This is a genomic window from Microbulbifer epialgicus (assembly GCF_041447265.1).
GTDB lineage: Bacteria > Pseudomonadota > Gammaproteobacteria > Pseudomonadales > Cellvibrionaceae > Microbulbifer > Microbulbifer epialgicus.
Genome location: NZ_JBGMEK010000037.1, coordinates 1 through 13,577 on the forward strand (window position 1 = coordinate 1; position 13,577 = coordinate 13,577).

At 46.8% G+C, this 13,577-nt stretch carries 13 protein-coding genes; 6 read left to right on the top strand and 7 right to left on the bottom strand.

What is annotated here, in order from left to right; genetic code table 11:
• Positions 1 to 410: 410 nt before the first annotated feature.
• Positions 411 to 695, top strand: a complete 285-nt coding sequence (locus ACCI49_RS15290) for a hypothetical protein (RefSeq protein WP_371839935.1) — start codon at positions 411 to 413, stop codon at positions 693 to 695.
• Positions 696 to 1,035: 340 nt separating this feature from the next.
• On the opposite strand, the gene ACCI49_RS15295 is transcribed toward ACCI49_RS15290, so the two are convergent.
• On the bottom strand, positions 1,036 to 1,545 hold the full coding sequence (locus ACCI49_RS15295) for a hypothetical protein (protein WP_371839936.1): 510 nt from the start codon (positions 1,543 to 1,545) through the stop codon (positions 1,036 to 1,038).
• A 298-nt stretch (positions 1,546 to 1,843) separates the two neighbouring features.
• Between ACCI49_RS15295 and ACCI49_RS15300 the strand changes: the two genes are divergently transcribed.
• The 3 genes from ACCI49_RS15300 to ACCI49_RS15310 all read left to right on the top strand — a co-directional run bounded on the left by ACCI49_RS15300 (position 1,844) and on the right by ACCI49_RS15310 (position 3,817).
• On the top strand, positions 1,844 to 2,362 hold the full coding sequence (locus tag ACCI49_RS15300) for an SRPBCC family protein (protein WP_371839937.1): 519 nt from the start codon (positions 1,844 to 1,846) through the stop codon (positions 2,360 to 2,362).
• Positions 2,359 to 3,372 carry a zinc-dependent alcohol dehydrogenase family protein gene (locus ACCI49_RS15305; RefSeq protein ID WP_371839938.1) on the top strand — a complete coding sequence of 338 codons (1,014 nt, stop codon included), beginning with the start codon at positions 2,359 to 2,361 and terminating at the stop codon, positions 3,370 to 3,372. Before ACCI49_RS15300 ends, ACCI49_RS15305 begins: the two co-directional genes overlap by 4 nt.
• Positions 3,373 to 3,610: 238 nt before the next feature.
• Positions 3,611 to 3,817: an SRPBCC domain-containing protein gene (locus ACCI49_RS15310; RefSeq protein WP_371839939.1), complete on the top strand. Its 207-nt coding sequence runs from the start codon at positions 3,611 to 3,613 to the stop codon at positions 3,815 to 3,817.
• Positions 3,818 to 4,144: 327 nt separating this feature from the next.
• On the opposite strand, the gene ACCI49_RS15315 is transcribed toward ACCI49_RS15310, so the two are convergent.
• On the bottom strand, positions 4,145 to 5,092 hold the full coding sequence (locus ACCI49_RS15315; RefSeq protein WP_371839940.1) for a GlxA family transcriptional regulator: 948 nt from the start codon (positions 5,090 to 5,092) through the stop codon (positions 4,145 to 4,147).
• A 1,278-nt stretch (positions 5,093 to 6,370) separates the two neighbouring features.
• On the opposite strand from ACCI49_RS15315, the gene ACCI49_RS15320 reads away from it, so the two are divergent.
• Entirely contained in the window at positions 6,371 to 6,634 is a 264-nt protein-coding gene (locus tag ACCI49_RS15320; RefSeq protein ID WP_371839942.1) for a hypothetical protein, read from the top strand.
• A gap of 263 nt (positions 6,635 to 6,897) precedes the next feature.
• Here the strand turns inward: ACCI49_RS15320 and ACCI49_RS15325 are convergent, their stop codons facing one another.
• Positions 6,898 to 7,773 (bottom strand): DUF3667 domain-containing protein, encoded by an 876-nt coding sequence (locus ACCI49_RS15325; RefSeq protein ID WP_371839943.1) that lies wholly within the window; start codon positions 7,771 to 7,773, stop codon positions 6,898 to 6,900.
• Positions 7,774 to 8,292: 519 nt separating this feature from the next.
• Positions 8,293 to 9,582: an aminopeptidase PepB gene (pepB, locus tag ACCI49_RS15330; RefSeq protein ID WP_371839944.1), complete on the bottom strand. Its 1,290-nt coding sequence runs from the start codon at positions 9,580 to 9,582 to the stop codon at positions 8,293 to 8,295.
• A 168-nt stretch (positions 9,583 to 9,750) separates the two neighbouring features.
• On the opposite strand from pepB, the gene ACCI49_RS15335 reads away from it, so the two are divergent.
• Complete coding sequence (locus tag ACCI49_RS15335) at positions 9,751 to 11,163, top strand: hypothetical protein (protein ID WP_371839945.1); 1,413 nt, start codon at positions 9,751 to 9,753, stop codon at positions 11,161 to 11,163.
• Between the two features lie 34 nt (positions 11,164 to 11,197).
• Here ACCI49_RS15335 and ACCI49_RS15340 read toward each other — a convergent pair whose 3' ends face one another.
• From ACCI49_RS15340 to ACCI49_RS15350, 3 genes are all read right to left on the bottom strand, one after another.
• Positions 11,198 to 11,563 (bottom strand): thiol-disulfide oxidoreductase DCC family protein, encoded by a 366-nt coding sequence (locus ACCI49_RS15340; RefSeq protein ID WP_371839946.1) that lies wholly within the window; start codon positions 11,561 to 11,563, stop codon positions 11,198 to 11,200.
• Between the two features lie 20 nt (positions 11,564 to 11,583).
• Positions 11,584 to 12,051: a cupin domain-containing protein gene (locus ACCI49_RS15345; RefSeq protein WP_371839948.1), complete on the bottom strand. Its 468-nt coding sequence runs from the start codon at positions 12,049 to 12,051 to the stop codon at positions 11,584 to 11,586.
• 77 nt (positions 12,052 to 12,128) lie between these two features.
• Positions 12,129 to 13,541 (bottom strand): rhomboid family intramembrane serine protease, encoded by a 1,413-nt coding sequence (locus tag ACCI49_RS15350; RefSeq protein WP_371839949.1) that lies wholly within the window; start codon positions 13,539 to 13,541, stop codon positions 12,129 to 12,131.
• Between the last annotated feature and the right edge of the window lie 36 nt (positions 13,542 to 13,577).

Genomic DNA, 13,577 nt, shown 5'->3' on the forward strand with positions numbered 1-13,577 from the left:
TCGTTCAGAATGGACGCTTCATTATCAGAAACTTGAAAAGGTTTAGGTGTACGCATAGAAGATACATTATACGGACAATTCTCCATTAGTTACATTACTTTCCGCATGGACCACTAGGTGGTTGTTTCACGAAAAACTGGTGAACGCCGGCTCATGAAACCCGTCTTTCTGGATTTCAATTTGCAGCTTGAGGCGCAAGGGCGTAAAGCTCAAAAGGACAAATAGTTGATGCCAACTTAATCAGTGCGCCGAAACAGCGTAATAGCCGCGAAGAGGACGAGTAAATCAAGGCAGATAAGATTCCGAAACGAATCGAGAAAAATTAAGATACCAGACACCAGAAGGATCTTGATGCTCGTTGGACTAAGCAGAACAACGAGATCCACTACGAATACACGAGTCACGCCTGAGTGGACAACGAGCATAATCTTATCCGAGATTACGATATTACCTCCGTTGAGGTGTATGACTCGCAGATGCTCCATCAACTGCTTGGTGACAATAGCTCCCAGGATGGTTGGGCAGACGGTGCCTACTACAGTGAAATGAGTGAGATCATGTTGGAAGCGATGGGTTACCGCAGCCATGGACACAAGAAAGGTTGGCATGATGAATTTGATTTACAACATACGTCGACTTGTAAGTTTGCACGCTTGAGGTGCGCCCATTGTGTGAATAGATATGGATATAGATAAATACTTACACTACCGTCTGAAAATCAAAAAATACCTTAAGATTCTACATTTTCACTGATTTTAATATTATCGGTACAAATTAACAGGGAAAAAGCCAACTCAAAAAATTGTGCAATTTTTTCAGGATTTATAGGGATGTCATTAAGATGAAGACCGCTTACGCATTCCTATTGTCTGGTGCAGATAACGTTAAATTTATGAATCTCACCCTTCGCTGAGATAACAAATGGTATTTTTATGAATAGCGTTTAACTAATAGAGCAATAATTCAAAGTTATTTGTATACGCAAAAATAGTATCAATTTTTGCTCTGTAAAAATAATTTAGTAAAAAATTGATACTAAAGCGGTGCTTGCGTATCTCGAAACATCGGTTGATCATTCATCCAGGGAATTCGCTCAGCTGTATGGCATGCCATACACGCTGAGCGACCTGTGGAAAATCCCTGCCATGCTTTTTTGATATCCTTCACCTCAAATGACTTGAGCACATCCCCATAAACTGAGTTAAGGAAAATTGCATCAGCATTTTCTTTGCGTGCAGGGCGTTTTAGGTAGCCATTTTCAATGGCTATTTTTATTTTTTTCCAGTGGTAAATAGCCAGCTCAAAATTCTCATCCTGTAGGGCAGTGTAGATATGCTTGTAACGGGCCCCTACTTCCCACATTGAAGCGCCAAACCCACCTAGATAGTTTTGTAATAAAATCAAGCGCTCCTTTTCATTTTTTGCATTCAACAGCCAGTCGCGCTCCTGGCCTGTATCGTAACTTTCAGAATGTACAAAGCTGACCATTGACAAAAAAATTATCAGGGTAATTAGCAACTTACTCCCATCCTTAGCATTCACCATCAGTTATGCCTTAGCCCCCTGGGAATGGATAACATCCTAATATTTATAGCAGTGGATTCAAGTGCAGCCCCGCCATTAAAAAGCCATATCTATGCATCCTTAGAATACTGGCCCACCATTGAGCTTCTGAGAGCAATGCTCTCAGGATTTAGGTACTTCAACTAGATATAAGTTTAGATTATGACTTAAATAATTAAATAGAATTAGACTTATATCTGGAAGCTATTATGATCAAGTCAACGCTTCAGAACAGGCCTCCAAGACTTGCTGAGCTATCAACGAATTTCAGGAAATCACTATGAGTGAAATCATTTGGCCCCAGGGCTTTGTTCCGGGATTTACCGACAATTATTGCTCCAATGAAGTAATAGTTGCCGAACTGACTACAGCAGATATTTGGCCGTTATTGAATACCCCTTCCCTGTGGCCCAGTTACTATGCAAACTCATCCAATGTCCAATTCCAGGATGGGCAGGGGCCAGAACTAAGTGAAGGTGCACGGTTTTCGTTTGAGACCTTCGGTTTTCCGGTTGAGGCGCGTTGTGTAGAGCATGTAACCCCAGTAAAAGGCCAGCCCGCACGAGTAGCTTGGCATGGCTGGGCTGGTGAAGGAGATACTCGCCTGGATGTTCATCACGCCTGGTTAATTGAGGATTTATCTGGCGACCGCGTGCGTATCCTCACCCAAGAAACACAAAATGGTTTACCGGCTGTTGAATTAGCAAAAGCTCAACCCAACCCTATGATCAATGGACACCAGGATTGGTTACAAGGCTTGGTGACAGCAGCACTCAAAGTTAAAGGAGAGAATTCGTGAAAGCATTAACGCTGAAAGCACCCGGCGGACTGAACAATATCTTAGTCAGCGATATCGCAGACCCCGGTGAGCCGGGACCAGGAGAGATTCGAGTTGGTATTGGTGCATCCTCACTCAATTTTCACGACCTGCTGGTTGCCAACGGTAGTATTCCCACGGAAGACGGCCGAATTTTAATGTCCGATGGTGGCGGTACTGTGGAGGCGATTGGTGAAGGCGTAACCGAGTTTAAGGTTGGAGATTCCGTGGTTTCGTGCTTTTTTCCACAGTGGCCAGCCGGTTCCGCTGACGCATCTGTGGGCACTTTCGCCAATACGCCTGGCGATGGTATCAACGGCATGGCTGCCCAATTTGTTGTACGGCATCAAAACGCATTTACCTTAGCCCCCAAAGGCTGGACCCATGCAGAATCTGCAACCATCACTACAGCCGGTCTTACCGCATGGCGGGCGCTGGTGGTAGATGGCAAAGTAAAACCCGGCGACACTATATTAACCTTGGGAACCGGCGGCGTGTCTATCGCTGTAATACAGATCGCTAATATGCTGGGGGCTAAAGTCATTATCACTTCCTCGTCAGATGAGAAACTAGAGCGCGCTAAGAAACTGGGTGCCAGCGAGGGGGTCAACTATCGAACCTATGCACAGTGGTCAGACAAGGTGTTGGAGCTGACTGACGGTAAAGGCGCAGACCATGTGATCGAGCTCGGAGGCCCTGGCACGCTAGAGCAATCGATCCACGCTGTGAGAGTTGGCGGCCATATCTCCTTGATCGGAGTGTTAACCGGCCGGTCGGGAGAGGTTCCCACAGCCCTGTTAATGGCAAAGCAAGCCCGTTTGCAGGGCTTGGTTGTTGGTAGCCGCCGTAATCAGCAGGACTATGTCGCGGCACTGGAAGCCAACCAAATTCATCCGCTGATTGATAAAACTTTTGCCATGGAAGAATTGGCAGCGGCATTTGAGCACCAAACCAGCGGGTCACATTTTGGCAAAATCTGTGTGGAATGGTAATTGACCCTCATAAGAGGGTAACTTAAGGAGCCTCAAAATAATTCCGTAATATTCCTGCGGGACTTTCAGAGGCTCCTTAACCTTGCTATTGACCCCTTAAGCTCTGATGCGAGGTATATCCAAAAACTTTCCCGCCAAATGCTACCAAGTCACTCTACTTCTCCAAAATTAAGTAATACAAACCCCACAATTTTCTGCATAACCTTAAATTTGACAAGGTGTCAAAATTGGAAAAAGTATGGAAATCGCAATTGAAACAACTGTGAAGGCTCCCATAGAGGAAGTCTGGTCATTCTGGACCACACCGGAAGATATTGAGCAATGGAATTTTGCCTCCGACGATTGGTGCTGCCCGGAAGCAACTACAGAATTAAAGGTGGCTGGCAAATTTACTTACCGTATGGAATCAAAGGATGGCTCGGCTGGCTTTGATATTGAAGGCTAGTTCACCAACATTGAGAATGTTTAAACGTATCGAATTTGTAATGCCAGACAAAAGAAAAGTAGATACTGAAGAAGCCCGCTATACTGAAACACAAAGGCAAGGCAAAGTAAACTGAACAACTTCAAAAAGCATGGTGAGGGGAAGCTGGATTAATATCCATCAAGCCCCATCCTTAATTGGTAAATTCATGGTATTCGATACCGCAGGCTTCCCATTTTTTAAATCGTATCTACTTTGACCGTATCTCACTGTTCCTAAATTTAAAAACCAAGAAAAGCAACCTTGCTGTAGAATGACATAAAAATAAAGACATAAATAGTTTAGGGCTCATCCGTGATTCCTATTGAAGTAAGAGGGAGATACCCCAAACTGATTGTGAAATGCCCGGCGGAAACTATCATAATTAGAAAAGCCCACCTGTAAGGCTACCTGTTCCAGCTGCAAAGTCTCACAGGTAATCAAATCTCTAGCCCGATTAAGGCGTATTTGATTTAAATAATGGCTAGGTGTACTGTTCAGGTGACGCTTAAATAAGCGCGTGAGCTGACGCTCACTGATAGCTATTCTCTCGGCCATATCCGTAACGGTGATGGGCTTTTGGTAATCTTCGGCCAACCATTCCAACAACGGGTTGAGACGCATACTATCACTTGACTGTACTTGTAATAGATCTGAGTACTGGGCTTGACCACCTCGGCGCTGCAGATAGACTACCAGCTCTTTCGCAACACTCGCAGCTATAGTATTTCCGTGATCCTGGCGAATGATTTCCAAGGCAAGGTCTACTCCTGACAAAATACCGGCAGAGGACCATATCCCGTCGCTCTCAATAAACAGCGGATCTTTCTCAACCTGATAATTTGCCGCTTTTCGTGCCAGTTGCTGACAGTGCCGCCAGTGGGTGGTAACCCTGTGGCTCTGTTCGGGGAAAACCTTTACCAGTACAAAAGCTCCAGTACAAATACTCAATACCTTGCTAGCACTTTCCGCGATTAGTCTGAGCGTATTGAGTTGCTTGGAGCTCAATTCCAATTGACGCATCCCTATGCCCCCGCAAATTACCAGATAGTCAAATTTGGGCAGCTGATGGATATCGTAATCTACAGAGAGTATTTGGCCATGAGCCGTTTTAACCTGATCGCTCTCAAGACCAATCAGGCTACAGGTATATGCATCACTGACAAAACTATTGACTTCCATAAAGGCATCCAGTGGACCGAACAAATCCAGTGCCTGGAACCCATCGGCAATGAAAAATCCAACTTTCTTAGGCATAGCGTCTCCTCCACGACCGTATTCTAACGGTTTAGCGGTGTCATATAGGACGCAATTACGACAAAAACAGACAAAAAGAACAGTCAAAGCGCTGGTAATCTACGGATGGATCTTAGCCCTACAACCAATCTAAAGCAGGTGACACTCGTATTTACCATTGAGACACAAGTATTAACAATACTAATCAGCAAGCTGCGAAATATTGTGACTAACGCCTAAACATCCAATCACTTTTATCGGAAACATGTATCACTTACTCCTAATCAATTTCAGCATCAACCAGACAATTGCATTGGGAATTTTTATCCCAGATAATAATACATAGGCACCAACTCTCTTTTTAAGGCCTTCTATCGAATCTCAAACAACCTATCTTCGGTCAGTTACTAACCAATCCATATAAAAAGCATACTAATCTTCGCTTTAAAGTCGAACCAACAGAATCTTTTTTAACTCTCAAGATTAGGGTGCTGTTTACCAGCAATCCTAAATCTCCAAGAGAAAAGAAAAACACCTAGATACTAAAACGGGGGAAGAAAAGAATACCCTGCACACGGGACCGTATGAGGCATGGATGCCGATTACGAGCTTACGGGATGTATTCACAGCGAGTCCCGAGTGCAGGCTATTCTTTTCTACTGACCCAGTAGCACAAACCTTATATTTTCACTATATCTTTTATCTGCATACTCGGTTTATGAACACATATTTCAAATAGAAAGATAGTTATTCATCTGAATCACAGGGCATCAATCATTACGGACCAAAATATTGATCTATAGTGCTAAGAGAGAAAACATTACTGTCAATAAACAATTGAAAATGTAAAAAGGGGGTATAAGGAACAATATTCTTATGGAAATTTATCAAGATTACCGCGATTATCATTACCACCTACTTTTGCTTGCATTGGTCGTTGGCACTATTATTTGCGCGAAAGTTCTCAAAAGGATTTTTCAGTTTCGTGAAAACTCTATAGCACAAGTAAGCTTGGAAAGGTCGCCAGAACTCCATTGAATAAATTTTACTTACAAAAAACGACCATAGGCCCGAAATGATTACTATTGAACACAGCGATGAATCGCACCCTTTCAAATTTCTTACTCAAGCCGTCAAACACCATACACTGGGATCTATTGAATAGCGCTTAATTACCACTTCAGAACAATAATATCAATTAACTTTATGACTACAGCGATTGAGGCAGTTGAGCTATACTCACCTAAAAATTCAGAGATCTCCTTCTGGAATTCAACTTGTCTTGTAGAGATTTCATAAATGTATAACTCACTATTAATTGCTTCCTTGCTGGCTGCTACTGCTCCTCAGAATATTTGCTCCGATGGCATTGCCCTTGTCAGAGGAGTTGCTGCAATCACAGCGGAATATCCCTGGCATAGCGCCAATAAAAACGATTACTTGGTACGAAGCTATCCGCGCATGTATATCATAGTCCCCAGAAAACTCGAGATCGGCGGCTCACCCACTGCAACGATCAACAAGGAAGATTGCCAGGTAATCAATATTTACCTGTCCCGTTAAATTTAGCAACGGCTAATCACCCTTTTAGCCGCCTTTCCAGAGTGAATTTTGCTCCAATTCCGGGACGTTCGCTCTTCGAACTCCCCCAATTATATTCACTTTAATCGTCCCTAACTTCTCAGATTCAGTCTTTGAGTCTGCATGACGTACTCTTGTCTCAGCCGCACGGCAAGGAGTTCACTATGAAGTCTCTCACTGATTTTTGCACATTGGTTATCACTACTACTGGTACTCCACTAACCTCAAAGACAGCCCCTATTTATTTACAATTCGGCGAGACTATATAAAGCTGTTACTGCCGCACAAAATGCTAGTAGAACAGGATAAGAGGTTGCCAGAAAGGTATATTTTATTAATGTTATTAACCAACTTTGCTGGTAGATTCTTTTTTGCATCATCAGCAAATAAATGGGAATCCACCCAACCAGAAACATCAATCCCCATGAAAAAACAACTTCGATCCACCTGAAATTTTTCAGCCATTCCTGGGCATCCATCATCAGGGTTGCCAGTAATAAGGAAAAACAAATAAACGCATGGCTATGGAGCGTGACTATCAAATGTTCCATATATAAACGACGCTTAAATACATAGAGAACCCAAAGCATCATGGCGAATATGGGAACCATAACAAGCAAGGTTGAGGGGAGTGCACTAAAAAAAGCTTTCTTGAAACGATTTGGATCCTCAGAGACCCGATTAATATTTTTACGGGCCTTGGCAATTTCCTTGTTAGTCCAGTCACTCCAGGATACTGGCAAGCTAACAATTTGAAGGAATCCCTGATCAATGTTGGTAATCGCCTGGTTGAGCCCCGTTTCAATCCCCTTTGTGGTAGAGCGCTCCGAACTCTCAGGTCCTTCCACAATTACATTTTGTTCACTGTTAAAATTATCTTTGACTTGCGCCATCTCCAGTTCGACTTTACTGACATCAATTGTCCAGTCGCTACTAAGGCGCATCACGAGGAAGGTAGTAAGGCACAAGAAGATAAACAGACGCACAGGGCTTACATAACGTACCCGGCGCCCGGCAAAATACTCTATAGAGAGAAAACCCGGCTTGAATAACAGAGATGGCAGAGTACGCCAAGTACGAGAGTCCAAAGCTAATAATGTGCTTAAAAGATCCCCAATCACATTGGAGAAGTGTCGAACCATCCCCTTGACCGGTTGGCCACAAGCATAGCAATGTGGACCCATTAGCTCAGTCTGGCAGTTGGCGCAGCGTAACTTAGAGTCAGCGCATGAGCCTGCCGCGTCAGAAGTATTCATTACATATCCCCTTTCAGCCTCCTCGAGAACTAGCTGGTCATCACTTATCTGGCATCATTGCATGTGTGTTAAAAAGCCAATGTTACCAAAACACGTCGCAACTTTGAACAAAAAATAAACTTACCGATCAATATTCAACCAGAACAATTACTTGATTTTAATGTGATTCACCCTTTCATATAGACGTATAAAATAATTTCTAAAGGTTTTTCAGGTTTCTAAATTATTTGTATCATGCAAAGCCGCTACCGAATTACCAATTCAACCCGTGCCTGTCCAAGAGAAAACTAGGGAGCCTCTGAAAAAATAGAGACAAAAAAAACGCACTCAATAGTGAGTGCGCTTTGTAAACAGCTCTGCAGTAGTTTTTGACTGCAGTGACGGTTAAGTTTCCAGCAAAAAGCGCGCGATAGTACGCATGCCGTGTCCTTTGGCTCCAGTCGCCCACAGGTCATTGGCAGCCGGTTGATATGACCCGGACAAATCCATATGTACCCAGTTACGTCCCTCATTAGGCACGAAGCGCGCAAGAAATGCCGCTGCGGTGGAAGCTCCGGGACTACCATCTGCGCCTATGTTGGATATATCTGCAAAGCTGGATGGCGTCTGATCCAGGTGGAAACGTTCCAGGGGCAAACGCCAGGCTTTTTCATTTTCCTGTGCAGCAGCATCCAGTACCTTTTCTGCCATCTCATCTTCAAAGCTGAACACAGAGTTAAAATCGCGGCCCACGGCCATCTTGGCTGCACCAGTCAAAGTAGCGGCATCCAGCAGCCAGCGCGGTTCTTCCTCCGAAGCAGCAATCAGGCCATCAGCCAGTACTAAGCGCCCTTCCGCATCGGTATTTAATACTTCGACGGTGACATCGTTTTTATATTTAATAATATCCCCAAGTTTAAAGGCATGCCCGGAAATCAGATTTTCCGCACAACATAAATAAAGTTTCACCCTTTTGTCCAAGCCTCGGGCAATCGCCAGTGCAAGACCACCTGTGACCATAGCTGCTCCGCCCATGTCAGACTTCATCGTGGCCATATTGCCTGAGGGTTTGATGCTGTAACCACCGGAATCAAAGGTGATACCTTTACCCACCAGGCAGGTATCTACGGGCGCACTTTTGTCATCTGACGGGTTGTAGTCCACCTGCAACATCACCGGTTCACGTACGCTGCCACGGCCAACATTATGAATCCCCACAAAACCCTCACGCAGCAGGTCATCACCAGCAACAATGCGGTAGCTCACTGCTCGGGGGGCCAGCTTCTGCAACATTTCTGCGGCACTCTCTGCAAGCACTCTGGGGGAGATATCATCCGGGGTACCATTAGTGATTTCGCGTACCCAACGAGCGGCGTTCTCGCGTGCCATTAGTTCTTTCAGTTCCTCGGCATCTTCGGTGCCCCAATCAATCTTATTGGGTGTCTTGGGGTTGAAATAGCCCAACCAGAATGCCCAGCGACATTCGATATCCCAACTATCGCCAGTTAGGACAACTTCTCTTACTCCCATGCCATCCAGGCGGCGCGCCGCACGCTGGGCCGCCACCAATGGCGCCCCAGCGGCTGCACCAATATGAACCAACGCATCGCTCCCATTAAAGCTGAGCAGTGCAGACTCTCCCCAGGGTTCTCCGGCCATACCTTCCACCAACTGAACGCGCATAGCTTTTGTCATACAACACCTTTTTTTGAAACTTTTGTGCCAATTTTGTCGGGAAACTTTCAGCATTCTAACAGTACTTCAAAAATACTTGACGATTGCGCCGCCACGAGCGCGACGATTACACTGTCACCAGGAAAAACCATACACGTTTAGAAAAGGAAGACACTGTGGGGAAATTTCATGGCTGAATCCTGCCACTACCATTCCACTGTCAGTGCATCCTGGCAGTGCCAACCTTGCCGCCGAACATACTGTGGAGAATGTATCCCCGGCTCAAGTGCCAATTATCAGGGCCTGGGGCCGGAGTGCCCGTTATGCCGCAAGCCAGCGGAGTATATAGGGGCCAGTAATGGTGCCAAACCGTTTTGGCAAATGGGACTCTTCTATTTCCTTTATGCACTGAAACCGGGGCCACTGATCGTTATCGCCCTGGCCGCGGGAGCCAGCCTTTTAATCTCGGGGTTGGGCATATTGGCACTGATCGCCCTAATAGCCATTATCGCTCTGGTCACCCGCTACAATCTCCTGGTGATAGAACGCTTGGCCAGTGGTCAGCTGGAAGCACCCGAGTTCACCGACGCCCTCGACGGAAACAGCGCGCTACTTTTCCTGAAAGTGATTGGCATGTCACTCATCGCCGTTTTTGGGGGCTACAAGCTGATGGGTTTTGGCATAGGGGCTGTACAGGTTTATGCCTTTGTCCTTTCTCTGCTGGCGCCAGCAGCCATGATCGTATTGGCGTTGGAGCACAGCCTACGTGCGGCAATCAATCCCCTTAAGTTACTGCAATTTACTCTGATTATCGGCTGGCCCTACTGGTTGCTGTGGCTCACCACTACCGCCGCTTCGGCAGCACCCAGTTTCCTGGTAGGAGTCACCGCGAGTAAATTACCCCCCTGGGCGATCGGCCCGGTAATTGCCGCCTGCACCGCATACTTCTATACGGTGACCAGTGCCATGATGGGCTACATCTGTCTGTCACGGCAACAGAAACTAGGTATCGTGGCAGAGCCCGATGAAAATGATACCTATATGGAAGAGGAGCAATTCAACCGTGCGCGAGCCCTGGCAGAAGCTCAAATACTGGTGCGGGAATCGGATTTCAAATCCGCACGCCAAGCACTGGTAGATGGGTTGCGCCGTTACCCTAATGACGAGGCCCTCAACGAACGCTACTATCGTTTGCTGCTGGCGACACAGGACAAAAAAGCCTTGCAGGAACTTGGGCCCCACCTACTGGGAAAGTTTGTCCATATCAACCGGCCCCACAAGGCCGCAGAACTTTATCTTGCCACCAAGCCCATACCGCCCATTAAAAAGCCGGAATTACGCCACGCCCTCGCCGAAGTACTTTACCAGCAACATAAATATTCGCTGGCAGCCCAGCTTTTGAATAACCTGCACAAGGAAAACTATCCACAGCTGGACGCTGCCTATTTGCTACTGGCCCAGGTGTACATCGAGGGAATGAATCGCGAAGACCTGGCCAGGAAACTGCTACAGTTTGTGCGACAGAGATTCCCGGAGAGCCCGATTCGCAGCCAGATAGACACACTATGGAAGGTATTAAACAACGCAGAGGCAACCAGCTGATTCAGTGAAAAACGCTTCGGGCTACCGCTGGCCATCACCAATGTTTCAAAGCCCGGTTCCACAGGTAAAGGCACCGGGCAAATCCATTGTAGGTTTTATTGAGACACCAGCGCAGTCCGTATATTTTTGACAGCTTCGCCTTCCACCGCTCACTAGGGGAGTTCTCCCAAATTGCAATAAAAGCCTCATAGCCCACACACAAGTTCCCACGTGCATCAATCACATGCAGGCGCTCGCGTATAAGCTCCAGATCCACATTGAGCTCTTCTGCCTTGGCATTATCCAGGTGCACGTCTTCCCAAATTACTTCACAGCTGCTGGATTTTCTCTTTTGGGCACTAATACCCGCATTGCATACTGGACAGGCGGAGTTATAGTAAACACGGATTTTGGTGGCCATGGGGCAAGTAACTGATCAGCTTACCTCGGGTATTCAATATCACTGTGATTTACCAGCTCCCAAGGCAACCCTTTATTGCGGTAAATCCTCTTATTTTTATTAGGGTAGTCGGCCACATCATGATCCAGGCGCTGGCCCACAACGATACAGCGCAGGATCTCAGTACCGGTATTTTTCATTACATGGGGCAGCCCACCTGCCGGATAGCCAATAAAGTCTCCTTCCGATACCTTGTAAGCCTCTTCACCGATTTGGACTTGCGCCTGCCCTTGCAAGATATAGACACATTCATCCTCGAATTGATGGCAGTGAAATTCTGTCGATTCATAACCCGGCTCTATTTCAATAATATGAAAGCCAAAACCGGATATCCCGGTCATATCCCCAAGGGATTTGTTGCGGCGCAACGCATTTGGATTGAGGAAGTGCATCTTCTTTTCGCCTTCCATTTCCAGAATTTCTTCATTTTTAAGAATATATTTACTCATGCCTCTCCCTTGCCTATTCCATCTTTTATTGGAGATCCAAAAATTGTGCTCTTCTCTTCTAATTTAAAACGTAGCTGTTAGGGCTGTCCCTGTATCTCCAAAGCCTGTGTTAATTCTTTCATTTCCCGCGCCCTGCCTTCCTCACCGACGCGCCGGTAATAATTCACCAGGGTCATACTCAGCTTGGGTATCAGCGGGTGTTGCACTCTCTGCGAAATCAGTCTCTGCAGCAGTTCCTCCAGCCAGGGCCAGTTCTTAGCTTCGGCAGCGCGGCGTGCCAGCAACAGGCAGGCCTTGGCAGTGAGAGCACGGGGGTTTTGGGTGACTTTCAAATACCCCTGGTATCCCGTTACCAAAACACGCGCATCAATACTCGGATTAGCCGCCTGGGCAAACAAAGCGAGGTTAGCGCGGTGGAAAGCTTCACTGTCTGGATTGATTGCAGTTAATTCGATATGGCGCTGTATCAGCGGCAAATATTCCGGGTATTGACGCACCGCCACCGCAGCAGCCTCGGCAGCTTCCAGCAGTTTGCCCTCCTCTTGAAAACGATCGATTCTGGCCAGAGCGCTTTTTTGCGGTGACGGTAGTTCCCCTTCTTCTTCCGGCATCGCCTGCACAGGTGGGCGCCAATAGATCAACATCAAGGCGAGTACAAAGCCGGCAAGTAAACCTCCGGTATGGGCCCAATAGGCGATGCCGGAATCTCCATAGAAATAGCCGAATATTTCCTTGCCCAGCCACAGGGGCAATACCAGCAGTGCCGGTGCACTGAATTCCCCGAACATAAAACCGATGGTGTAAAAAAAGCGCAATCTCCGCACACCATAAATAGCCACAAACATGCCCATAATAGCCGACACGGCACCGGAAGCGCCGACCATAGGCACATGGCTGCCCGATTCCACCAGCATATGTAAACCGGCAGCGGCCAAGCCGCCGAGCAGGTAGAGCGCAACAAACCAGAGCCCACCCAGGGCCAACTCCACCGACAGGCCAAACAGCAACAGGAATACCATATTGCCAATCAAGTGATCCCAACTACCGTGCAGAAACATATGGCCGAACATTCCTGCAAGCTTGGGTTCCGCCGGGGTCAGCCCTAAAGCCATACTGCTAACGCGATCACGCAGTTTTGCAAAGTGCTGGCGTTGCTGTAACCACTGTGCCTGCCCCTCCTGCTCCAGTTTGGGCAGTAACCAATGGTGGAACTCGGGATTCCACAATAGCTCGCGGTAGACAAACTCCTCGCCCTCCACATCCATCTGCAAACGCCATTCCGGGTGTACTTCATTGACGTACATGAGGAAACGCTGCTCCTCCAATTCCGGCAACTCGCTGTCAAAATAGTACTCCTCCGCCTGCTGCCAGCGGGCTTCATCACCTCCCTGATAAAATACAAATACCAACAGATTCACGAGAATCAGCGCGAAGCATATCAGCGGGGGACGGCGCCAGTCCGGCTTGTTCTGGATCGGAATAATCAGCACGGGCGTTTCCTTGTTTTTATTGCACGAGCGCCCAGT

What these genes read in the sequence shown, in the direction of transcription:
- ACCI49_RS15295 (WP_371839936.1), bottom strand. Translation starts at nt 1,545, where the DNA reads ATGGTGAATGCTAAGGATGGGAGTAAGTTGCTAATTACCCTGATAATT.
- ACCI49_RS15300 (WP_371839937.1), top strand. Translation starts at nt 1,844, where the DNA reads ATGAGTGAAATCATTTGGCCCCAGGGCTTTGTTCCGGGATTTACCGAC.
- ACCI49_RS15310 (WP_371839939.1), top strand. Translation starts at nt 3,611, where the DNA reads ATGGAAATCGCAATTGAAACAACTGTGAAGGCTCCCATAGAGGAAGTC.
- ACCI49_RS15315 (WP_371839940.1), bottom strand. Translation starts at nt 5,092, where the DNA reads ATGCCTAAGAAAGTTGGATTTTTCATTGCCGATGGGTTCCAGGCACTG.
- ACCI49_RS15320 (WP_371839942.1), top strand. Translation starts at nt 6,371, where the DNA reads ATGTATAACTCACTATTAATTGCTTCCTTGCTGGCTGCTACTGCTCCT.
- pepB (WP_371839944.1), bottom strand. Translation starts at nt 9,582, where the DNA reads ATGACAAAAGCTATGCGCGTTCAGTTGGTGGAAGGTATGGCCGGAGAA.
- ACCI49_RS15335 (WP_371839945.1), top strand. Translation starts at nt 9,751, where the DNA reads ATGGCTGAATCCTGCCACTACCATTCCACTGTCAGTGCATCCTGGCAG.
- ACCI49_RS15340 (WP_371839946.1), bottom strand. Translation starts at nt 11,563, where the DNA reads ATGGCCACCAAAATCCGTGTTTACTATAACTCCGCCTGTCCAGTATGC.
- ACCI49_RS15345 (WP_371839948.1), bottom strand. Translation starts at nt 12,051, where the DNA reads ATGAGTAAATATATTCTTAAAAATGAAGAAATTCTGGAAATGGAAGGC.